At 64.9% G+C, this 21,320-nt stretch carries 24 protein-coding genes; 9 read left to right on the top strand and 15 right to left on the bottom strand.

The window, feature by feature from the left end:
* Positions 1–20 precede the first annotated feature (20 nt).
* The 7 genes from EJ074_RS17315 to hemC form a co-directional block, all read right to left on the bottom strand.
* Positions 21–233, bottom strand: coding sequence for a hypothetical protein (locus tag EJ074_RS17315; RefSeq protein WP_129553623.1), 213 nt, complete (start codon positions 231–233; stop codon positions 21–23).
* A 33-nt stretch (positions 234–266) separates the two neighbouring features.
* Positions 267–977: a glutamine amidotransferase gene (locus EJ074_RS17310; protein WP_095804829.1), complete on the bottom strand. Its 711-nt coding sequence runs from the start codon at positions 975–977 to the stop codon at positions 267–269.
* A 17-nt stretch (positions 978–994) separates the two neighbouring features.
* Positions 995–1,477 carry a TerB family tellurite resistance protein gene (locus EJ074_RS17305; RefSeq protein ID WP_095804830.1) on the bottom strand — a complete coding sequence of 161 codons (483 nt, stop codon included), beginning with the start codon at positions 1,475–1,477 and terminating at the stop codon, positions 995–997.
* 36 nt (positions 1,478–1,513) lie between these two features.
* Positions 1,514–3,079: a heme biosynthesis protein HemY gene (locus EJ074_RS17300; protein ID WP_095804831.1), complete on the bottom strand. Its 1,566-nt coding sequence runs from the start codon at positions 3,077–3,079 to the stop codon at positions 1,514–1,516.
* A gap of 10 nt (positions 3,080–3,089) precedes the next feature.
* Positions 3,090–4,559, bottom strand: coding sequence for a mitofilin family membrane protein (locus EJ074_RS17295; RefSeq protein WP_095804832.1), 1,470 nt, complete (start codon positions 4,557–4,559; stop codon positions 3,090–3,092).
* Between the two features lie 105 nt (positions 4,560–4,664).
* On the bottom strand, positions 4,665–5,378 hold the full coding sequence (locus tag EJ074_RS17290) for a uroporphyrinogen-III synthase (protein WP_095804833.1): 714 nt from the start codon (positions 5,376–5,378) through the stop codon (positions 4,665–4,667).
* 2 nt (positions 5,379–5,380) lie between these two features.
* Entirely contained in the window at positions 5,381–6,307 is a 927-nt protein-coding gene (gene hemC, locus EJ074_RS17285; RefSeq protein ID WP_129553622.1) for a hydroxymethylbilane synthase, read from the bottom strand.
* Between the two features lie 210 nt (positions 6,308–6,517).
* Here hemC and tsaD point away from each other — a divergent pair, with 210 nt between their 5' ends.
* From tsaD to EJ074_RS17255, 6 genes are all read left to right on the top strand, one after another.
* A complete protein-coding gene (gene tsaD, locus EJ074_RS17280; RefSeq protein ID WP_176478333.1) occupies positions 6,518–7,603 on the top strand; it encodes a tRNA (adenosine(37)-N6)-threonylcarbamoyltransferase complex transferase subunit TsaD in 1,086 nt (361 codons plus the stop codon).
* Positions 7,600–8,619, top strand: a complete 1,020-nt coding sequence (locus EJ074_RS17275; RefSeq protein ID WP_095804836.1) for an NAD(P)H-dependent glycerol-3-phosphate dehydrogenase — start codon at positions 7,600–7,602, stop codon at positions 8,617–8,619. The genes tsaD and EJ074_RS17275 overlap by 4 nt, the downstream gene beginning before the upstream one ends.
* A 19-nt stretch (positions 8,620–8,638) precedes the next feature.
* Positions 8,639–8,935, top strand: a complete 297-nt coding sequence (locus tag EJ074_RS17270; RefSeq protein ID WP_095804837.1) for a YciI-like protein — start codon at positions 8,639–8,641, stop codon at positions 8,933–8,935.
* Between the two features lie 76 nt (positions 8,936–9,011).
* Positions 9,012–9,437, top strand: a complete 426-nt coding sequence (locus tag EJ074_RS17265) for an EVE domain-containing protein (RefSeq protein WP_095804838.1) — start codon at positions 9,012–9,014, stop codon at positions 9,435–9,437.
* Positions 9,434–10,105, top strand: a complete 672-nt coding sequence (locus tag EJ074_RS17260) for a methyltransferase (RefSeq protein ID WP_095804839.1) — start codon at positions 9,434–9,436, stop codon at positions 10,103–10,105. The genes EJ074_RS17265 and EJ074_RS17260 overlap by 4 nt, the downstream gene beginning before the upstream one ends.
* 95 nt (positions 10,106–10,200) lie before the next feature.
* Positions 10,201–10,626, top strand: a complete 426-nt coding sequence (locus EJ074_RS17255; RefSeq protein ID WP_095804840.1) for a DUF1761 domain-containing protein — start codon at positions 10,201–10,203, stop codon at positions 10,624–10,626.
* Between the two features lie 36 nt (positions 10,627–10,662).
* Here the strand turns inward: EJ074_RS17255 and gcvA are convergent, their stop codons facing one another.
* On the bottom strand, positions 10,663–11,589 hold the full coding sequence (gcvA, locus tag EJ074_RS17250; RefSeq protein WP_095804841.1) for a transcriptional regulator GcvA: 927 nt from the start codon (positions 11,587–11,589) through the stop codon (positions 10,663–10,665).
* 130 nt (positions 11,590–11,719) lie between these two features.
* Here gcvA and EJ074_RS17245 point away from each other — a divergent pair, with 130 nt between their 5' ends.
* Complete coding sequence (locus tag EJ074_RS17245; RefSeq protein WP_095804842.1) at positions 11,720–11,977, top strand: hypothetical protein; 258 nt, start codon at positions 11,720–11,722, stop codon at positions 11,975–11,977.
* A gap of 91 nt (positions 11,978–12,068) precedes the next feature.
* Here the strand turns inward: EJ074_RS17245 and EJ074_RS17240 are convergent, their stop codons facing one another.
* Positions 12,069–12,665, bottom strand: a complete 597-nt coding sequence (locus EJ074_RS17240) for a L,D-transpeptidase (RefSeq protein WP_095804843.1) — start codon at positions 12,663–12,665, stop codon at positions 12,069–12,071.
* Positions 12,666–12,750: 85 nt separating this feature from the next.
* On the opposite strand from EJ074_RS17240, the gene EJ074_RS17235 reads away from it, so the two are divergent.
* Together EJ074_RS17235 and EJ074_RS17230 are read left to right on the top strand one after the other, a co-directional pair.
* Positions 12,751–13,434 carry a response regulator transcription factor gene (locus EJ074_RS17235; RefSeq protein ID WP_095804844.1) on the top strand — a complete coding sequence of 228 codons (684 nt, stop codon included), beginning with the start codon at positions 12,751–12,753 and terminating at the stop codon, positions 13,432–13,434.
* Positions 13,435–13,684: 250 nt separating this feature from the next.
* Positions 13,685–14,140 (top strand): cyclic nucleotide-binding domain-containing protein, encoded by a 456-nt coding sequence (locus EJ074_RS17230; RefSeq protein ID WP_095804845.1) that lies wholly within the window; start codon positions 13,685–13,687, stop codon positions 14,138–14,140.
* 42 nt (positions 14,141–14,182) lie between these two features.
* Here the strand turns inward: EJ074_RS17230 and EJ074_RS17225 are convergent, their stop codons facing one another.
* From EJ074_RS17225 to EJ074_RS17200, 6 genes are all read right to left on the bottom strand, one after another.
* Positions 14,183–14,989 carry an exodeoxyribonuclease III gene (locus EJ074_RS17225; protein WP_095804846.1) on the bottom strand — a complete coding sequence of 269 codons (807 nt, stop codon included), beginning with the start codon at positions 14,987–14,989 and terminating at the stop codon, positions 14,183–14,185.
* Positions 14,990–15,191: 202 nt separating this feature from the next.
* The gene (locus EJ074_RS17220; protein WP_095804972.1) at positions 15,192–15,860 is read right to left on the bottom strand and encodes an outer membrane lipoprotein carrier protein LolA; all 669 of its coding nucleotides are present in this window, start codon (positions 15,858–15,860) and stop codon (positions 15,192–15,194) included.
* Positions 15,861–16,040: 180 nt separating this feature from the next.
* Complete coding sequence (locus tag EJ074_RS17215) at positions 16,041–18,695, bottom strand: DNA translocase FtsK (RefSeq protein WP_095804847.1); 2,655 nt, start codon at positions 18,693–18,695, stop codon at positions 16,041–16,043.
* 208 nt (positions 18,696–18,903) lie between these two features.
* Entirely contained in the window at positions 18,904–19,179 is a 276-nt protein-coding gene (locus EJ074_RS17210; RefSeq protein ID WP_095804848.1) for a hypothetical protein, read from the bottom strand.
* A 274-nt stretch (positions 19,180–19,453) separates the two neighbouring features.
* On the bottom strand, positions 19,454–20,884 hold the full coding sequence (locus EJ074_RS17205; RefSeq protein WP_095804849.1) for an ammonium transporter: 1,431 nt from the start codon (positions 20,882–20,884) through the stop codon (positions 19,454–19,456).
* A 32-nt stretch (positions 20,885–20,916) separates the two neighbouring features.
* The gene (locus EJ074_RS17200) at positions 20,917–21,255 is read right to left on the bottom strand and encodes a P-II family nitrogen regulator (RefSeq protein WP_095804850.1); all 339 of its coding nucleotides are present in this window, start codon (positions 21,253–21,255) and stop codon (positions 20,917–20,919) included.
* Positions 21,256–21,320 lie beyond the last annotated feature (65 nt).

The raw sequence follows: 21,320 nt of genomic DNA, 5'->3' as shown, positions 1-21,320 counted from the left end.
CGAGTGCAGTGACGGCAATATTAGCAAAGTGCGATGCTGTCCACAAAACACTTGATCGGTGGCAAGGGCTGGAAAAAGCCGATGCTGACATCGTTATGAGAGAGATCCTCACGGCGCAAACTCTCCTTGGCGTTGACACCAGCTGTGACCGCTTTTGGTGGGCGGTCGGGATGACTTTGATGACCGAGATAAGGCGCAAAGCGGTCGTGCACGCCTCGGCAGACGTAAGCCATCTTCGGTCAAAACCGACCGTTCAGACTTTGGCTCTATCCCACCGCCGGCTTGCCAAAGATCAGGCCCAAAAATTCACCCAGCCAGCGCTTCAGATGCATGTCCCAGATCAGCCGGCCGCCGAGATGGTCGCGGCCGGGCTGCGCGCCGGGCAGCTCGAAACGATGCGCGCCGCGCACCACCCAGCGCTGCATCATCAGCCGTGTCAGCTCGCCGTGAAACTGGATGCCCCAGGCATTGTCGCCATAGCGAAAAGCCTGGTTGGGATAGGTTTCGGCGGTCGCGAGCAGCGTCGCGTCCTTCGGCAGCGAAAAGCCCTCGCGATGAAACTGGTAGACCATCTCCGGCCAGTGCAGCAGCTGCTTGCCGGCGTCTGTCGCCTTGAGCGGATACCAGCCGATCTCGACCAGGCCCTCGCCATGGCCCTCGACCTTGCCGCCGAGATGATTGGCCAGCATCTGCGCGCCAAGGCAGATGCCGAGGAAGGGCCGATTTTCCTTGAGCGGGATTTTCAGCCAGTCGGTCTCGCGGCGAACGAACTCGTCCCCGTCATTGGCGCTCATCGGCCCGCCGAAGACGACCGCGCCGGCATGGCCGTCCAGAGTGCCGGGCAATTCGTCGCCGAGCGGCGGCCGGCGGATGTCGAGGTCGAAACCTTCTTCCAGAAGCATGTGGCCGACGCGGCCCGGACTCGAGGTCTCCTGATGCAGCACGATCAGGACTTTCGGTCTCCGGGCAGGTGGCATGGAGGGAGGGCGCCCGCTTATTCGTCGCTCGATGTGCCGCGCGCGCCCGGCGCCTCGGCTGCCGCCTGCTGCCTCGCCTCGATGCGATCGCGGCGCTCGACACCGATCAGTTCGGCAACACGCCAGACCGTGTTGTCCTCAAGCTCATGCAGTTCGCCGTCGGCATAGACGATTTCCCACATCAGCCCGACAAAAGCCTTGCGCGCATCGGCGTCGAGATGCCGCTTGAGCACGCTGGTGAAAGCATAGAGGTCGATCGCCTCGTTGTCGGCGCGCTCGCCCGCGGCCGCCAGCGCGTCGAGTTCCGCGCCGCTGACCGAATAGGTCTCGGCCAGCACCGTCTTGAACTTTTCCCATTCGACATCCTGGCGCACGCCGTCGGCACTCATCACATGGTAGAGCAGGGCCGAGGCCGCCACGCGCGGATCGTCGGCGCTCGGCTTGCTCCCGCCGCCGGCAACAGGCAGGTCCCTCAGGAACGACAGCACCCGTTCGAACATCTAGATCATTCCCTTCGGCCGGATGTTGCCCGAACCTCAAAACAAACGAAACCGGCGCGGCGATTTTTCCGCTTCGTCTTCGGGCGTGACACCCGGGTCGTCCGGCAGCCGCGGCAGCTCGGACGCCTGTTCGACGGCTTCGGTTTCGTCCTCCGGCGCCGCCGTGACGTCCTTCTCGCCATCGGCCGAGGTTGCGACCGGCTGTTTCTCGTCCGGAGCAAGGTCGATTGGCCGCTCCTCGACCGGCACGGACGGCGCGGAAACGGCAATCGCCGGCATCGCGGCGTCCTCATGACTGTCGATCAGCTGCCCGAGCCGCTCCATCGGCGCGCGCCAGGTGAAGGCGTCGAGCTTGCCGGTCACCGGCGACACCGGCGCCCAGCGTTCGGAAACCACCCCATCGGCAACCCAGGCCGGATCGCGCGGCGCACGCACCGCCTTCGACAGCAACTGCCGTACCTTGCCCTGGTCGCCGGTCTCCGCCTCCTCGATGTCGGCGAGCAGCAGATAGGCGCCCTCGCGGCGATCGATGCGGATCGCGGCCTCCGCCTCGCGCCGGGCGGTGGCGAAGTCCTGCGCCTCGAGCGCGGCGCGCGCCACCGCCATCGACGACTCGGCATGGTTCCGCTTCATCTCCTGCAGCTTCTTTGCCCGGTTCAAGCGATCGAGCACCGCGTCGCCGGGTCTTGCATGGGTGTAGAGCTCGGCGATGTCCGGATGCGGCTCGGCCCTCCAGGCGGCCTCCAGGATCCTGGCGCCCTTGCGCACGTCGTTCTGCTTGAGCAGCAGATTGGCCGCGATGACCGCGGCGGGCACGAAATCAGGCGCCAGCCTGTTGGCTTCGACGGCGGCAGTCCTCGCGGCATTCGGATCGCTGTCGACGAGCGCCTGCGCCTTGGCGGTGAGCAGCACGGCGCGGCGCCGGTTGGCCGCGTCGCGCTCGATCTGCCTTGTCGATTTCTGCGCCTCGACCAGCTTCAGCGCGCCGTCCCAGTCGCCGCGCTCGGTCAGCTCCTCGAGCGTCGATTCCGCCGCCCAGGCGAGCTGCGGCGCCACGGCAGCGGCGCGGCCGGCATAGTGGCGCGCTGCGTTGCGGTCGCCCAGCCGTTCGGCCTCGAGATAAAGTCCGCGCAGCCCGAGCAGCCGCATCTCCGGATCGTCGAGCATGCGCTCGAACTTCTCGCGCGCGCCCTCATGGTCGCCTTCGAGCAGCGAGGCCTGCGCGTCGAGCAGGTTGATCAGCGGCTCCTGATCGGATCGGATCAGTTTGGCCGCTTCCTTGGTCTTCTTCCGAGCCAGCGCCCCATCGCCGGCGCCGGCAGCGATCATGCCGGTCGACAGCGCCTGGTAGCCGCGGTCGCGGCGTCGCACCCGGAAATAGCGCGAGATCGTGTAGGGACTGTTCCACAGCGATTTGAGCAGCCACCAGACGATCATCACCGCGGCGACGACGGCGACGATCGCCACCGCCGCCACCATCAGCGAGACCGTGTAATTATAGCCGTTGAAGGTGATGAGCATCTCGCCCGGGCGATCGGCCAGCCAGGCAAAGCCAAGCCCGAGCGCGAAGACGACGGCGAGAAAGATGAGCATGCGAATCATCTATCGGTCCTCACGCCTTCATCGCGCCGGCAATCAGCGCATCGAGCTGCTTTTCGACCTCGAGCCGTGCCTTGAGTTTGCTCGCAAAATCGGCGCCCGCCGTCTTCGCCGTGTCCGGCAGGGTATCGTATTCGCTGAGTGCCTTGGCGTAGTCGCCCTGGTTCACCGCGACTTCGATCCGCGCCACGGTTTCGGGGACGCCCTTGCCTTCGACGGCGCCCACCGGCCGCACCTTGACCAGCGATTTCGCGCTCGACACCAGGCTCTGGAAGAGGCCGGCATCCGGGTCGACCGGCGTCGCCGCCTCGACCATGGCGCTGGCGGCCGCATCGACTTCCGAGGCGATCGTGGCCCGGGTCGGCACGCCCTTCTCGGCATAGGACCGCAGGGCCGCGATCTCGGGAGCATCGGGCGCGATGGCCGCGAAGGTGTCGAGCTCGGTTGCGAATGGCGCGCCGCGATCGAGTGCCGCCTTCAGCGCCGAGGCTGCGATGGCGAGCGCGATCTTCGGCTGCGAGGCCTGCGCCTCGACCTTGCCCGAGAGCTGCGACACCGATTGCTCCAGCGCCGCGATCCGGCCTTCCTCGGCCTTGGCCGCCTCGCCGGCGGACTTCACCAGCGCATCGAGCCCGGCAATCTTCTCGTTGAGCGGTCCGAGATCGGCAGGGGCGGCGTTGCCGGCCTTCTGCAAATCGGCAACGGCCGTATCGATCTGGCCGACCTTGTCGCTGAGCGTCTTGAGCGCCGTACCGTCGCTGCCCTGTCCGGCCGAGGATTTGAGCGACGCGACATCCGACTTCATCTGCTCCAATGCCGATGCCAGGTCATCGACCTTGGCGGAAGCGCCGCTGTCGCCCGCTTGCTTCAGCGCCGCGACCTCGCTTTTCAGCGAAGCGATCTCGCCATTGACGCTGTCGAGCGGGGCTCCGCCGGAAACCGGCGCGCCGAGCAGGCCGACCGCCTGCAGCAGGCCGGCCCCGGCCAGCGCAATGACGCCACCGACAATCCCCGCAGCTATGGTGCCGACGCCGCGCCGGGGCGGCGTGGCGATGCGCTCGTCGCTCCGTGGCTCACTGGCCCTCGGCGCCGCGGTGCCAGAGCTGGTCTTGGCCGTCGACGCGTCCTCGAAATCGTAGTCGGACCGCTTCGCCTCGCTCTCGGCTGCGTCGGAGCCGCCGGGATAGGGCGCATCCGCCTCGTCCTTGCTCTTGGCCTCGGCCTCGGTGTTTCCGGCTCGCGCCGCATCGGCGTGTTCCCACGGCTCGATGTCGGCCTGCTCGGCATGCATGGGCTCTTCCGGAGCTTCCGGCTGCGAGGCGGCGGCGGCTTCTTCGGCCTTGGCCTCATCGGTGCGCGCCAGATCAGGCCCGGAGTTGGCGGCATCCTCGTCGCTGATTCGCGATACGGCGCCGGGCTCGAGCTCGATCGTCACCGGCTCGCGGCGGCTCTTCGAATGTCGCACCTTCGGCGTCTTGACCATGCTTGGGCTCCGCGAATTGGCTTGAGGATGGTTCAAAGGATCTAGAGCTCAAGGATGCTCTAGCACATCACCCAGCGGTGAAAAGGGGCGGTGTGATGACGCGGCCTAGCGCGAAAGCGACAAAAGCCTGAGCAGCGCGTCCTCGTCGGGCTGCGGCGCGATATGGATTCTGCCCTCGGCGATCCCGTCCAATGCTCCGCCAACGCGCGCGGACAGCGCGAAAAACGCTGCCTTTTCAAAAACCCCGCGCAAAGCGGGCCGGCGCGCCAGACGGCTCAATGCCGCAGCCGCATTTGCCGAATAGAGCAGCACCATATCGGGCGACCAGCCCGAAAGACGCGCCTGTATCTCTTCGTCGGTATAACTCAATTGCGCCGTGTCATACGTCTCCATGGCATGGACCTGCACGCCGGCAGCGGCGAGCCGCTCCTCGAAGACCGGAAACCGAACACGGCCGCACAGATAGACGATCGCCTTGCCGGCAAGATCGCTGCCGATAGCGGCGGCCAGCGCCTCGGCGTCGCCCGCCGCTTCGCTGACAGACGAAAATCCCGCCGTCCGGCAGGCTTCGGCCGTTCTTTTCCCGACCGCATGGCAAGGCAGGGCTGCGAGCGCCGCGATCAGTTCCTTCGGGGCGTGGCGAACCGCATTGGCGCTGGTGACGGCAACCGCTGCGGCGCCGCGCACGACGTCAGCCTCGACCGGCAATGCCCTGGTTGTGGTCAAAGGCAGCAGGACCGGCTGAAATCCCTGTGCTTCCAGCCGCCGCGCCGTGCGCGAGGCGCCCGGTTCCGGCCTCGTCACCAGGACGCCGACCATGCTCAGGCCCAGCCGTCGAAGAATTTGGCGCCCGCCCTGGCGCGCACTGTCCGCGCGGCCTCCGCTCCAATTTCCGCCGCAGCCGTCGCCTGGCCGTCCAGCCTGACATCATGCGATTCCCTGCCGTCGGGCGAGATGATCAGCCCGGCGAAGGTCAGCATTTCCCCCGAGACGGTGGCATGGCCGGCGATCGGCGTGCGGCAGGAGCCGTCGAGCGCGGCAAGGAAGGCACGCTCGCAGGCCAGCGCCTGCCCGGTCGGCGCATGGCGTATAGCCGCCAGCATTCTATCCACCGCGCTGTCACCGATCCGGCTTTCGATACCGATCGCGCCCTGCCCCGGCGCCGGCGGAAATGCCTCCAGCGACATCAGATCGGTGATGACATTGTCGAGCCCGAGCCGCTTCAGCCCGGCATAGGCGAGGATGGTGCCGTCGGCGACGCCTTCGTCGAGCTTTCGCAATCTGGTCTGCACATTGCCGCGGAACATCACCACCTCGAGATCGGGCCGCATGCGCCGGATGAGCGCCTGGCGCCTCAGTGAGGACGAGCCGACCCTGGCGCCATGCGGCAGGTCGGCGATCCGCTGCGCCGCCTTGCCGATGAAGGCGTCGCGCGCATCCTCGCGCGGCAGGAAGGCGGAGAGCTCCAGCCCTTCGGGGAGCACGGTCGGCATGTCCTTGGACGAATGCACGGCGATGTCGATGCGGCGGTCGAGCAGCGCCTCCTCGATCTCCTTGGTGAACAGCCCCTTGCCGCCGGCTTCCGACAGCGGCCGGTCCTGGATGCGGTCGCCGCTCGTCGATATGACCACCACTTCGAAGGCCTGCTCCGGAAGGCCGTGCGCCTCCATCAGCCGCGCTCGCGTCTCATGCGCCTGGGCCAGCGCCAACGGGCTGCCGCGGGTTCCGATTTTCAAGGTTGTTTGCATGGCGCGCAGTCCGTGATAACCCCCGGCAAACTGAGGTCTGCCGAGATTCAGGTCAGGCCGGGTCGAAAATGCAGGGTTCTGGGAACAGGAGCGGAGCGTACGTGAAGTACGTGAGCACCGGAAGCCCAGGAACCCGCCATTTGCAGGCCGGCATCACCTGAATATCGATAGACCTCCGGCGACACAATCTTCGAGGACAGCGACGAATTGATCCGCGTTCTGGGCATTGAGACGAGTTGCGACGAGACGGCGGCCAGCGTGGTGGCGCTCGACAGCGGCTCCGCGCCCGAAATTCTGTCCAACATCGTGCTGAGCCAGATCGAGGAACATGCCGCCTTCGGCGGCGTCGTGCCGGAAATCGCGGCGCGTGCCCATGTCGAGGCGCTGGACGGCATCGTCGAGGCAGCTCTTGCCGATTCGGCCGTGTCGCTCGACGAGGTCGATGCGATTGCCGCCACCGCCGGGCCGGGTCTCGTCGGCGGGCTGATCGTCGGCTTGATGACGGCAAAGGCGATCGCCGCCGCCGCCAACAAGCCGCTGATCGCCATCAATCACCTGGAGGGCCACGCGCTGACAGCGCGACTGACCGACGGGCTCGAGTTCCCCTACCTGCTGCTGCTCGTCTCCGGCGGCCATACCCAGATCGTCGCGGTGCGCGGCGTCGGCGACTACCAGCGTTGGGCGACGACCATCGACGATGCGCTCGGCGAAGCATTCGACAAGACCGCCAAGATGCTCGGCCTGCCTTATCCAGGCGGGCCTAATGTCGAGAAGACGGCCGCCACCGGCGACGCCAGCCGCTTTGCCTTTCCACGCCCGATGAAAGGCTCGGCGCAGCCGGACTTCTCTTTCTCCGGGCTGAAGACCGCCGTGCGCCAGGCAGCAACTGCGATCGCGCCGCTCAGCGACCAGGATGTCGCCGACATCTGCGCCTCCTTCCAGGCGGCGGTGGCGGACGCGCTGGGCGATCGTGTCGCACGGGCGCTTGCTCGCTTCGGCCAGGAATTTCCCGGTTTGCAGAATCCGGCCCTGGTCGTCGCCGGCGGCGTCGCCGCCAACCGCACGATCAAGGCGACGCTGGAGACGCTCTGTTCGGAAGCCGGCTTCGCCTTTGTCGCACCACCGCAAAAACTCTGCACTGACAATGCGGCGATGATCGCCTGGGCCGGCATCGAGCGGCTGCGCGCCGGGATGGCCGGCGACAATGCCGCCGACTTCGTGCCGCGCTCGCGCTGGCCGCTGGACAGCATTTCAACTCCTTTGGTCGGCTCGGGCCGGCGTGGTGCCAAGGCATGAGCAAGAAGGCCACGAGCGGCAACAGGCAAGCCAGCGGCTGGCGCGTTGCGGTGCTGGGCGGCGGCGCCTGGGGCACGGCGCTGGCGCTCGCCATGCTGCGCGCCGGCCATGACGTGCGGCTCTACGCCCGCGACGCGGAAACCGTCGCCGCGATTCGGCGCGGCGAGAACCCGCGCTATCTGCCCGGCATCGTGATCGACCCCGGCATCGCCGCGACGACCGATCTTGCCACCGCGCTGGACAATGCCAATTGCGTGCTGGCGGTGACCCCGGCGCAATCGCTGCGCGCGGTGCTGGCCGCTGCACGCGATCACGTTCCTGGAGGCGCGCCGCTGGTGCTCTGCGCCAAGGGCATCGAACGCGCCACCGGCGCGCTGCTGTCGGCGATCGTCGAGGAGAGCCTGCCCGGGAACCCCGTCGCAGCGCTGTCCGGTCCGAGCTTTGCCAGTGACGTCGCACGCGGCCTGCCGACGGCCGTGGTGGTTGCCGCCCGCCAGGCAGAATTGGCGGCGCAGCTTGCCGTGCGCTTTTCGGCCGAAAACCTGCGCTGCTATTCCAGCGAAGACCTGATTGGCGTCGAGATCGGCGGCGCGCTGAAGAATGTCTTCGCCATCGCAGCGGGCGCCGTCACCGGCGCCGGGCTCGGCGCCAGCGCCCAGGCCGCCATGGTGACACGCGGTTTCGTCGAGCTGCGCCGCATCGGCGCCGCCTTCGGCGCGAAGGCGGAAACGCTGATGGGCCTTTCCGGTCTCGGCGACCTGCTGCTCACCTGCTCCTCGGCGCAATCGCGCAACTTCGCCTATGGACTGGCACTCGGACAGGGCAAGCCTCTTGCCGGCCTGCCGCTCGCCGAAGGCGTGCCCACGGCGGGCATCGCCGCCCGCATCGCCGCCGAGCGGCAGATCGAGGCTCCGATCATTTCCGCCGTCGCCGCCATCCTCGACGGCAAAGTGACCATCGACCAGGCCGTCACCGCGCTGATGACGCGACCGCTCAAAACCGAAACCGACATCTGAACAAGCGGAGCTTGAAGACATGCTGTTTGCGTTGATTTGCAAGGATAAGCCAGGCAGCCTGCAGCTGCGTATCGACACGCGACCGGCGCACGCGGCCTTCCTGGAGGGTCTGATCAGCGAAGGCAGGCTTGCCTTTGCCGGCCCTTTCCTCGACGCCGACGGCAAGCCCGACGGCAGCCTTGTGATGATCGAGGCCCCGGACATGGCCGGCGCGCAAGCCTTGGCCGCCGCCGATCCCTATGCCAAGGCCGGCCTCTTCGAAAGCGTCGAAATCCGTGCCTGGAACTGGGTCTTCCAGAAGCCCGTCTCCCCGTAGGGACGACGCGAGGGTAAGGATAAGACGATGCAACGCTGTGCGTGACGATCCGGCAATGGCAACGGGATAAAGTGGGATGAACTACTGGCTGTTCAAGTCCGAACCCTCGGTCTTTTCCTTCGAGGCCCTGAAAGCCAAGGGCAAGGCCGGCACGCAGTGGGACGGCGTGCGCAACTATGCCGCGCGCAACAACATGAAGGCCATGCAGATCGGCGATCTCGGCTTCTTCTATCACTCCAACGAGGGGCTCAACATCGTCGGCATCGCCGAGGTCTGCGCGCTTGCGCATCCCGACAGCACGACCGACGACCCGCGCTGGGAATGCGTCGATATCCGCGCTTTCAAGGACGTGCCGAAGCCGGTGACGCTGGAACAGGTCAAGGCCAATCCGAAGCTTGCCGAGATGGCGCTGGTCCGGCTTGGGCGGCTCTCCGTGCAGCCGGTGACGCCGGACGAATGGAAAGAGGTCTGCCGCATGGCTGATCTCAACCCGGCCCCGTGAAGAGGCTCACGCCCAAGACCGCGAAGAAATTCATCCTCGACAACACGGCGCTGCTGGCGCCGCCGCATGTGCCGGAAGTGCTGCTGAACCTGGCTGATGAGGCGCATGATCTATGGCTGCGCACTGAGGAGGAACTGGCCGAGATCGGCCTGCCGCCGCCCTTCTGGGCCTTCGCCTGGGCCGGCGGCCAGGGCCTTGCCCGCTATGTCCTCGACCATCCGGCAACAGTCCGCGGCAAGCGCGTGCTTGATTTCGCCTCCGGCTCAGGCCTGGTCGCCATCGCTGCGCTGAAGGCCGGCGCGCGGCAAGTCATCGCGGCCGATATCGATCCTTTCTGCGAGACGGCGATTGCCATCAATCTCGAAGCCAACGGACTGGAGGCAAAATTCCTGGGCGTCGACTGCGTCGGCGCGGACGACGACTGGGATGTCGTACTTGCCGGCGACGTCTTCTACGACAAGGCCTTCGCCGATCGGCTGACGCCGTGGTTCGCGAGCTTGGCCGCGCGCGGTGCCGACATCCTCATCGGCGATCCCGGCCGCGCCTATCTGCCGAGGACAGGATTGCAGTCGCTTGCCGTCTATCAGGTGCCGGTGACGCGCGTGCTGGAGGACGCGGAAGTCAAGCGCACCACCGTCTGGCGATGGGGTTCGGCCGTTCCCGCTTGACGCCGCCGGCGAACAGGGATTCCCTCTGCCGAGTCGATATCACGCATCGTTGTCTCCGCAATCCAGCTTTGAGCGACATGCGTTCGGAGGGGACCATGGATTTTTCAACCGTGAACTGGCTGGCGGTGATCGTCGCCGCCGTCGCAGCATGGCTGTTCGGCGCCGCCTGGTACATGGGTTTGAGCAAGCCGTGGCTGAAAGCGGCGAAGCTCGATCCGGCCGCCATGAGGCGCTCGTTCGCTCCGTTCATCATAAGCTTCATCGCCGAGTTGATCATGGCCTTGATCATGACGCTGGTGATCGGCGCCATCACCGGCGGCGAGCCCAACCCGGTTGCCGGAGTGATCTTCGGTTTCCTCCTGTGGCTGGGCTTCGTCGCCACCACGCTTTCGGTCAATCACCGCTATCAGGGCTTCGGCTGGGACCTGACGCTGATCGACGCCGGCCATTGGCTCGGCGTCTTGCTGATCATCGGGGTGGTGATCGGCTGGTTCGGCGCGCCGGCAGCCCCGACAGGCTGAAGCTGTGTCGCGAGACTGCGCGGCCGTTGAGCATCGCTACGCGACGTCCGCTTCTTTCGCCACCTCGTCCAGAAGCCATTCGCGGAAGGCGACGATACGCGCATCGTCCTTGGCTTCTTGCGGGTAAACCAGGAAATAGGCGAACTCCGGCGCCACCTTGATGCCGAGCTCGAAAGGCCTGATCAGCCTGCCTTGGGAAAGGTCGTTGGCCACCATCGCGAAGTCGGCCAAGGCGACGGCATTGCCTTCGAGCGCCGCCTGGGCGGCGTCGGTCGACGATCTGAAGACGAGGATTCGGCTGTCGTCGAAATCATCGACCCCGGCCGCGTGCATCCACATCTGCCAGTTCGGCCATGTCACGCCCTGTTGCGACCATTCGATATGCGCAAGCGTATGGTGGAAGAGATCGCGCGGCTCCTTGAGCGGCGGGCCTGACGCAAGCAGCGCCGGGCTGCACACCGGAATGATGATGTTATCGAACAGCCGGTGCGCGCACAGCCCCGGATACTTGCCGGCTCCAAAGCGAATGCCGGCATCGACATCGTCGCGCTCGAAGTCCCTGATGTCGTAAGTGATGTCGAAGCGCAGCTCGACGCTCGGCTTGTGCCGGCGAAAATCGTCGACGCGCCGCATCAGCCACTTTGTCGCGAACTGTGCGTCGAGCGTCACTTTCAGCAGCGAGGTGCCCCGCGTCATCTTGCGCGCGCGGCTGACGGCGCGGTTGAGCAGGTCGAGCGCATCGATCGACGCCTCGTGAAGCACATTGCCCGCCTCCGTCAGCCGGATGGTGCGGCTGGTGCGCGTGAACAGCACCAGTTCGAGCTGCTCCTCAATCTCCTTGATCTGGTGGCTGACCGCCGCCGGGGTCAGGCCGAGCTCGTCGGCGGCGCGGGTGAAATTGAGATGCCGAGCTGCTGCCTCGAAGGTCCGCAGCGCTCGCGTTCCGGGCAGCAGGCGAGACATCCGATCTCCAAATAAAACTTGATGATCAGAAAAGAACTACTCGTTTCCCGTTTGTTTTTCAATCCCGCATGATTGCGGCATCGAAACACTATCAAACCGGATTTGACGCCCGGAGAATATGGATAAAGCCATGACCGACCTCGTTCTGAAGTCCCGCGCCGCCCTGAAAACCCGCTCTGGCATCGCAGCGTGGCTGCGCGCAACGATTGATTGGCTGCGTCAGGCGCGAGTTGCCGCCGGGCGTCGTCCCGAATCCATCGAAGATCTCTCGGAGAGCCTGCTGCATGACATCGGCGTCGAGCGCCAGGACGTCGCGAAGGCGGTGAACCGCGACCTCGGTCGCATCGGATTGCTGGATACCGGTTGGCAGAAGCCGGGGAGGAAGTAAGGGAGTAGGGGAGTAGGGATGTGGCAGCAGATGAACACGCCCCCTATTCCCCTATTCCCCTATTCCCCTATTCCCCTATTCCCCTATTCCCCTACCTCACCACCTTCACCACCGTCCGGTCCGACAACAATGGCAACAGCCTTGCCATGGTGCGTGCCGTCACGCCCACGCAACCTTGCGTCGGCGTGAAGCCGGGACGCGCCAGGTGGAAGAAGATCGCACTGCCGCGCCCGCGCCGGCGCGGCGCGATGTTCCAGTCCAGCACCAGGCACACATCATAGAGGCGGTCGGCACGCCGCATCCGCTCGTGGCTTGCACCGTAGGGGATCTTTACCGGTCGATTGTAGTTGCGGTCGTCCGGCACCTCGCACCAGCCGAGATCCGGTCCGATCGGCGCCATCGGCAGCCTCGTTCGGCGCCCGCCGGGAAATTGGTCATTCCGGAAATAGCCTGAAAGAATGCGCATCGCGGCCAACGGCGTCGCGCCGTCGCCCTCATGCTTGTTGGCCGATATGCCGCCGCGCCCGAGCGCGCAGGGAAAAATCATGTTGCCCGCCTGCAGGAAGCCCTGACTAGGGTTGCCGGGTCTCGCCCGCACAACCAGCACGCGCAGGCCTTTTGGCAAAAATGCGTCCGCCTCATTGCGCGCGCGTTTTTTCTTGTATGATCGTGTCACGGAACAAATCACTGTGATCGGCTGTTGCGCCGGTGAGCTTCCGCATAAATGGGGGGGAGGTCAACTGATTATTCTTTTTAAAACAACGGATTGATCCATGACATCACGTACCATTCTGATCGTTGACGACGACGACGACCTGCGAGCCACGCTCGTCGAGCAACTGGCCCTCTATGAGGAATTCGACGTTCAGCAGGAAGCCACCGCCGCCAAGGGCGTCGCTGCGGCGCGCGGCGGCCTCGTCGACCTGCTCATTATGGATGTCGGCTTGCCCGATATGGACGGCCGCGAGGCGGTGAAGATCTTGCGCAAGGGTGGCTACAAGGCGCCCATCATCATGCTGACCGGACACGACACCGACTCCGACACCATCCTCGGGCTGGAGGCTGGCGCCAACGATTATGTGACCAAGCCTTTCCGCTTCGCGGTGCTGTTGGCGCGCATCCGCGCACAGCTGCGCCAGCACGAGCAGAGCGAGGACGCCACCTTCTCGGTCGGCCCCTATACGTTCAAGCCCAGCCAGAAGCTGCTGATCGACCCGCGCGGCGCCAAGGTGCGGCTGACCGAAAAGGAGGCTTCGATCATCAAATACCTCTATCGCGCCGACCAGAAAGTGGTGACGCGCGACGTGCTGCTGGAGGAAGTGTGGGGCTATAATTCCGGCGTCACCACGCACACGCTGGAAACCCATGTCTACCGGCTACGCCAGAAGATTGAGCGTGATCCTTCCAATGCCGAAATTCTTGTGACAGAAAGCGGCGGCTACAAGCTGGTTCCTTAAACATTTCATGATCTAGAGCAATTCCAGGAAAAGTGTGAAAGCGGTTTTCCGGCCGGAATTGCGTCGAACCAAACGGATAGAGCGGTCGGGGCGGAACCGCTTCGGGTACGATCCTGATGCTGGAGGGAGATGGATCGGCTCGCCGGGCGCATCATACGGTGCGTGATCGAAACTGTTGGAGCGTGCGCGCCCGCAAAGGCGCGGCGCTCCAAAGGAGGGACTGGACTGACCGCTCGGGGACACAGCTAGGATGGCGCTGGATGACGACATCCGCATCCTGTCCGCCGTGAAGCTCTTTCAGGGCTTCACGCAGGAACAGCTGCGCCTGCTCGCCTTCGGCGCGGAAAACACCTTCCTGCAGGCCGACCGCAAGCTCTATCTCGAGGATGACGACGCCGATTCCGCCTATATCGTGGTCAGCGGCGAGATCGCGCTCTATCGCGAGTTGGGCGGCGAGCGCGTGCCCATCGGCATGGCGGGTCCGGGCGCCGTGCTCAGTGAACTCGCTTTGATCGCCGACACCAGGCGCGTGACCAGCGCCTCGGCCGCGACGGATGCGGAAGTGATCCGGCTCAGCCGCAAGATGTTCCGCCGCATCCTGGAGGAGTATCCGGAGCTGGCTATGCAGCTGCACGAGCGCATCCTGGAAGAGTTCCAAGAGATGATCGCCCGGATCGAGCAGCTCGGCCCGCGCTTTTCGGAGTAGGATGGCGAAGACGGCTCAAGCAGCGGCCATCGCCGCTGCGCCCTACTCCAAGTCAAACTTCGCGATAACCGGCACATGGTCCGACGGCTTCTCCCACCCGCGTGCCGCCTTCAGGATTTCATAGCCGCAAAAACGCGGCACCAGATTGGCCGACGACCAGACATGGTCGAGCCGCCGCCCGCGGTCGGAAGCTTCCCAGTCCTTGGCGCGGTAGCTCCACCAGGTGTAGAGCTTCTGCTCGGCCGGCACGTTTAGCCGCATCAGGTCGACCCAGCCGCCGGCCCGCCGCATCGCTTCGAAGTTTTCCGTCTCGACTGGCGTGTGGCTGACGACGTTGAGCAGCTGCTTGTGCGACCAGACGTCATGCTCCAGCGGCGCGATGTTGAGGTCGCCGACCAGGACCGAGGCGGAGGCCTCGTCCTGGCTCGCGGGCACGCCGTTCATCTCGTAGACGAAATCGAGCTTGTGCCGGAATTTCCGGTTGATCTCCGGGTCCGGCTCGTCGCCGCCGGCCGGCACGTAGAAATTATGCAGCAGGATCGACTTGCCTCCGGCTCGGACTCTGACCGACAGATGCCGGCTGTCCTCGATCTCGCAGAAGCGCCGCTTCTCGACCAGCTCGATCGGGCGCCGCGCGACGGTAGCGACGCCGTGATATCCCTTCTGCCCGTGGAAGAGGATGTGCTCATACCCAGCCTTGCGAAACGCCTTCTCGGGAAAGAGCTCGTCCGGGACCTTGGTTTCCTGCAGGCAGAGCACGTCCGGCGCGTGCTCCTTCAACAGCCGCTCGACGATCGGCATGCGCAGCCGCACCGAGTTGATGTTCCAGGTGGCGATGGTGAAAGGCATGCGGCGAGGTCCGGGACGGCGTAAGTCGCCGAACTACTGCCAGCCGCGCGCCGGAAAGACAAGCACTGCAACAATAGCAGAGGTCAGCGCCGCCCCTCATTGCCCTGCCGGGCATTTCTCCCCCGTTCACGGGGAGACGAGGGCAGTAGCCAGATGATGGGCGGCGCCAGCGTGCGGGAAAACCTCCGACAGCGACGTAAGCTTACCGCGTCTTCGTATTCAGCTCGCGGTTCGCCGTGTAGTCGATGGCAAACATGTCGGGCGGGATGCTCACGCCTTCCTTGACGTTGAAGATCATCACCGTCGTGTCCTTGCCCTGCGCGTCCGTGATCGTCCACTGGCGCAGCTCATAGCTCTTCGGATCGAACATCATGGTGATCTTGGCATTGCCGAAGACGGACTTGTCGGAGAGCTGGATGGTGGTGAGGTCGTCCTCCTCCTTGACGCTCTTCACCCGCCCGCCGGAGAGATCGATCCGGTCGTCCAGCAGCAATTTGAGCGGCGTCTTCGACAGCGGATAGAGATCGGAGGTATTAAGCTTCTTGTTGAGGATCACCACCGACTTGCCGTCGGAGATCACCCGGAAATTGGACGACCCGTCATAGTTGAAGCGGATCTTGCCCGGCCGTTCCAGGAAGAACTTGCCGCCGGTCTGCTCGCCCTTCGGCCCGAACTGCACGAATTCGCCGCTCATCGATTTGACCGAGGAGAAATGGTCGGCGATCTTCTGCGCCGTCGGCGGCACCGCTGCCTGCGCCGACGCCAGCAGTTGGAAGCCCGGCACCACATTGATGGCTGCCGTCCCCGCAAGCACAAGACCGAGGCCAAGCACCTGGCGGCGGGTCGGGGCGAATTCTCTCTGGGTCTTCATGCCGGTCACTTTCTGTGTTTCGTCCTGGTCTGCGTCTCTGGACCCCCAGTTGGGCCTAAGTTTGGCGGGTCCGACGGCGCTCCGTCGCATGAACGCGCCAGAAGGTTCAAGGTTGCCGATCGACGGAGCCGGGTGTGTTGAGCTTGAGGTCAGGCCGGCATCACCTGAATATCGGCATGCCTAGAACTTGTCGTCTTCCGTCGGCACCAATATCTCGCGTTTGCCGGCGTGGTTGGCCGGACCGACAATGCCTTCCTTCTCCATCTTCTCGATGATCGAGGCGGCGCGGTTGTAGCCGATACCGAGCCTTCGCTGGATATAGCTGGTCGAGGCCTTGCCGTCGCGCAGCACCACGGCCACGGCCTGGTCGTAGGGATCGTCGGAATCCTCGAAATTGCCGCCGCCACCGCCGCCCGAGCCTCTGCCGGAGGAGCCTTCTTCCTCCTCTTCCTCGTCGTCCTCGGTGATGGCGTCGAGATATTCGGGCACGCCCTGCAGCTTCAGATGCGCGACGATCTTCTCGACCTCGTCGTCGGAAACGAATGGACCGTGGACGCGCTGGATACGGCCGCCGCCGGCCATGTAGAGCATGTCGCCCATACCGAGCAGCTGTTCGGCGCCCTGCTCGCCCAGAATGGTGCGGCTGTCGATCTTCGACGTCACCTGGAAGGAGATGCGGGTCGGGAAGTTGGCCTTGATGGTGCCGGTGATGACGTCGACCGAAGGACGCTGGGTCGCCATGATGACATGGATGCCGGCGGCGCGCGCCATCTGCGCCAGGCGCTGGACGGCGCCTTCGATGTCCTTGCCGGCGACCATCATCAGGTCGGCCATCTCGTCGATGATGACCACGATATAGGGCATCGGCTCGAGATCGAGATCCTCCGTCTCGTAGATCGCCTCGCCGGTCTGGCGGTCGAAGCCGGTCTGCACCGTGCGCGAGATCTTCTCGCCCTTCTTCTCGGCAAGTTGGACGCGCGCGTTGAAACCGTCGATGTTGCGCACGCCGACCTTGGACATCTTGCGGTAGCGGTCCTCCATCTCGCGCACGGTCCACTTCAGCGCCACGACCGCCTTCTTCGGATCGGTGACGACCGGTGTCAGCAGATGCGGGATGCCGTCATACACCGACAGCTCGAGCATTTTCGGATCGATCATGATCAGCCGGCATTCCTGCGGCGTCAGCCGGTAGAGCAGCGACAGGATCATGGTGTTGATGGCGACGGACTTGCCCGAGCCGGTGGTGCCGGCGACCAGCACGTGCGGCATCTTGGCGATGTCGACGATCACCGCTTCACCATTGATCGTCTTGCCGAGCGCCAGGGCGAGCTTCGCCTTGGTCGTCTCGAAGTCGCGGCTGGCCATGATCTCGCGCAGGTAGACCGTCTCGCGCTTGGCGTTCGGCAACTCGATGCCGATGGCGTTGCGGCCGGGCACGACGGCGACGCGGCAGGCGATCGCGCTCATCGAGCGGGCGATGTCGTCGGAAAGGCCGATGACGCGTGAGGACTTGATGCCGGGCGCGGGTTCCAGTTCGTAGAGGGTGACGACCGGGCCCGGGCGGACATGGATGATCTCGCCCTTGACGCCGAAATCCTCAAGCACGCCTTCCAGCAGGCGCGCGTTCTGCTCCAGCGCGTCCTTCGACAGGCTCGGATCGCGCGCGACGTTCTTCGGCTCGGACAGGAAATGCAGCGACGGCATCTCGAACCTGCCGGAGCCGATCAGCGAGGTCTGCGCCTCGCGCTGCACGCGCGCGCCCTGCACCGGACGCGGCGCCGGCGCCTCGACGCGGGTTGCCGCATCGGAGCGGAAATTCCGCACATTCGCGCGGCGCTGGACAGGCTCCTCGTCGTCGAAATCGTCGACGTCGGCGTCTTCATCCTCCTCGCCGAAATCCTCATCCACCGGATCGACCGAGGCGCTGCGGTCGTTGACCATGGCGGCGAAGAATTCCGGCTCGACGCGTGCGCGGCCCGGGCCCATCCGCGATTCGGCGAATTCGGCCGATTCGACGCGCTCGGCAGCGCGCCGCCAGGCGCTGGCGCGCGGCTCCATCTGCGGCTCGAACTCGTCGCGCTCCCGCCTGCGACGCGCGGCGCGCCGGTGCAGGAAGGCGCGCAGCGACAGCCACCAATGGGTGATGGCGCCAAGCGCCAGAATGCCCTCGTCGCCTTCGTCCTCATCCTCTTCGAACAGCAGGTTGTCCCGCTCGCGCGGATCGGGCTCGGCGGCGCGTTCCATGACGGCAAAGCCGTTCCTGCGCGCGATCAGCGCCGAGCCGTAGGCAAAGAGCCACAGCGCCGGCGCGGCCAGAATGAGCGCGATGACGCTTGCGAAAAGGCCTCTCGGATAGCCGCCGACGGCTATGCCGGGAATTTTCAGCACCATGTCGCCGAAAACGCCGCCGAGGCCGGTCGGCAGCGGCCAGGTGTTGGGCGGCGTCACGCATCCGGTCATCGCCGCGGCAAGCAGCGCGAAACCGAACCAGGCAAAGCCGCGCTTCGGCAGCTTGTCGACCCCACGGGCGGAGAACAAGAGAAAGCCCCAGACCACCGCCGGCACCAGTCCGGCCACGGCGGCCAGGCCGAAGAACTGCATGGCAAGGTCCGAGAACACCGCGCCCGCATAGCCCATGGCGTTGGTGACGATGTTGTTCGTCGCATGCGAGAAGCTCGGATCGGCGACATTCCACGTGGCAAGGCTGGCAACGCCAAAAGCGGTGAACACGAACAGGCCTGCGCCGACCAGCCGCCCAACCTGACGCCGCGCGAACGCCTGGATGCCATGCCCCGTGTCGGCCAGCGCGAGCGGTGCTGAAGCGCCTGAACGCATGCTCTTCCCCGTAAGTCGTTGCCTGGCCGGGCGCATGGCGCAGTCCGGCAGATTCGGAGACAAGACTATGGGTGGGAAGGTTAAGGCCGCATTAACCATGGGCCTTTACCGAGATGACCCTGTGAAACGGAAATGGCGGGTCGAAGCCCGCCATCTCTCGCTCGCAACTAGGAAGCGAACCGCGCCCGTCAGGACACGATCTCCCGCATCACTTGTGACCGGCATACATCATCAGATTGGCGCAGAACTCGGCGTGGGGCTTGCTCATCGCCGCGTCCTGGCACTCCTTCATCATTGCATCCTGCTTGTCCTTGGCCATCGAAGCCCAGGCTGCCTTGAAGTCCGCCTCGGCCTTCATGGTCTTCATGCTGGAGTCGGTGAAGAACGGCGCCATGTTGTCCGGCTCGTCGAGTGCGCCGGCAAGTGCAACACCGCTGACCATCGACAGAGCCATTGCTCCCAGCAGGATGTTCTTGAAGTTCATCAGTTGGTTCCTTCTCTTTTGTTTGCGGGCGCCGCAACGGCGCTCGCTACCCCCCAAGTACGGAAGCAGTGAGCTGTATGTTTCTTGGCTTTCGCGCATCACGGAAACGTGATCGCGCAGAAAACGATTCCTCGCTCCCTTCGTCGCAGCCATACGATTTCCAAAAAAGAGGCCCGGATTGCTCCGGGCCTCAATGCGTGAGCCCTCTTTCGAGAGCGTCACGACGGGATGGGAGGATGCGGGGCGGCACAGGGCCGCCCGGCACTGGCGAGGCTTACGGATGATAGGCCGCTTCGCCATGCGAGGTGAGGTCGAGGCCTTCGCGCTCTGCGTCGGCCGACGGACGCAAACCGACGATCATGTCGACGATCTTGTAGAGGATGGCGCTGCCGATGCCCGACCACAGGACGGTCACCAGCACGCCCTTGCCCTGCGCCAGCAGCTGGGTAGCCGTTCCGGCATAGCCAGCAGCGAAGTCGGCCGTCGAATAGTCAACGATGCCGGCGCCACCGAGGGCGGGATTGACCAGAATGCCGGTGCCGAGCGCGCCGATGATGCCGCCAACGCAGTGGACGCCGAAGACATCCAGGCTGTCGTCATAGTCGAACGTGTTCTTCACGACCGAGACGAAGAAGTAACAGACGAAGGTGGCGACGATGCCGAGCACAATAGCACCCATCGGCCCGGCGAAGCCGGCGGCGGGCGTGACGGCGACGAGGCCGGTCACCGCGCCCGAGGCAACGCCGAGCATGGACGCTTTGCCGCGCAGCAGCGATTCAAGCACGATCCAGGTCAATGCCGCCGCCGCCGTGGCAACGAAGGTATTGATCATGGCCAGCACCGCATAGGAGTTCGCCTCCAGGTTCGAACCGGCGTTGAAGCCGAACCAGCCGACCCACAGCAGTGAAGCACCAACCATGGTGAGCGTCATCGAGTGCGGCGCCATGATGTCCTTCTTGTAGCCGATGCGCTTGCCGATCATCAGCGCTCCGACGAGGCCGGCGATGCCCGCATTGATGTGAACGACCGTGCCGCCGGCGAAGTCGATGGCACCGAAGCCGAAGATCAGCCCGGACGGGTCGGAATAGGCGCTCGGGCCGCCCCAGAACCAGACCATATGTGCAATCGGGAAGTAGACGAACGTCACCCAGAGGACGACGAAAAGGATCACAGCCGAGAATTTGACGCGTTCGGCGAAGGCGCCGACGATCAGCGCAGGCGTGATGCAGGCGAAGGTCATCTGGAAGACGACGAACACCAATTCAGGAATGGCGACGCCCTTGGTGAAGGTTTCCGACAGCGTCGATACGCTGACACCGGAGAGAAACGCTTTGGACAGGCCTCCGACGAAGGCATTGCCGGCGGTGAAAGCCAGGCTGTAGCCGTAGAAGACCCAGATGATCATGACCAAGCAGGTGATGGTGAAGACCTGCATCAGCACCGACAACATGTTCTTGGTGCGAACCAGGCCGCCGTAGAAAAGGGCAAGGCCGGGAATGGTCATCAACAGCACCAGCACGGTGGAAATCATCATCCACGTGGTGTCGCCCTTGTCGACGGTGAAAGCGGGAGCTGCCGGCGCGGCCGCGGCAACGGCGGGAGCCGCTTCCTGCGCCAACGCGGCGACAGTGCCCAATGCTCCGAGCGCGAACGAGCCCAGCAGCGCGGAGCGCGCCACCGACTTCAAGGTGGAAGGTATGTTCATTGAACTCTCCATTGGAATACGTGCTCGCCGCTCTAGAGCGCGTCGGTGTCTGTTTCGCCGGTGCGGATGCGCACCGCCTGGTCGATGCCGAAGACGAAGATCTTGCCGTCGCCGATCTGGCCCGTCTTGGCGGCCGAGGTGATGGCTTCGACGGCCTTGTCGACCATGTCGGAACCGACCGCGACCTCGATCTTGATCTTGGGCAGGAAGCTGACCGCATATTCCGCGCCGCGGTAGATTTCCGTATGCCCCTTCTGACGCCCGTAGCCTTTGACTTCGGTGACGGTCAGGCCCTGGATGCCGACGGCGGTGAGCGCTTCGCGCACCTCGTCGAGCTTGAACGGCTTGATGATTGCCATCACGATTTTCATAAGGTTTCACCCTTTTGCTGTTGCGGTCGCCCGCGTTTGCACGACTTCGCGGATCCCGCGGGAAC

Source organism: Mesorhizobium sp. M3A.F.Ca.ET.080.04.2.1, from assembly GCF_003952525.1.
GTDB lineage: Bacteria > Pseudomonadota > Alphaproteobacteria > Rhizobiales > Rhizobiaceae > Mesorhizobium.
The sequence above is the reverse complement of the archived record's forward strand: the minus strand, read 5'-3'. Positions and strand labels throughout refer to the sequence as shown.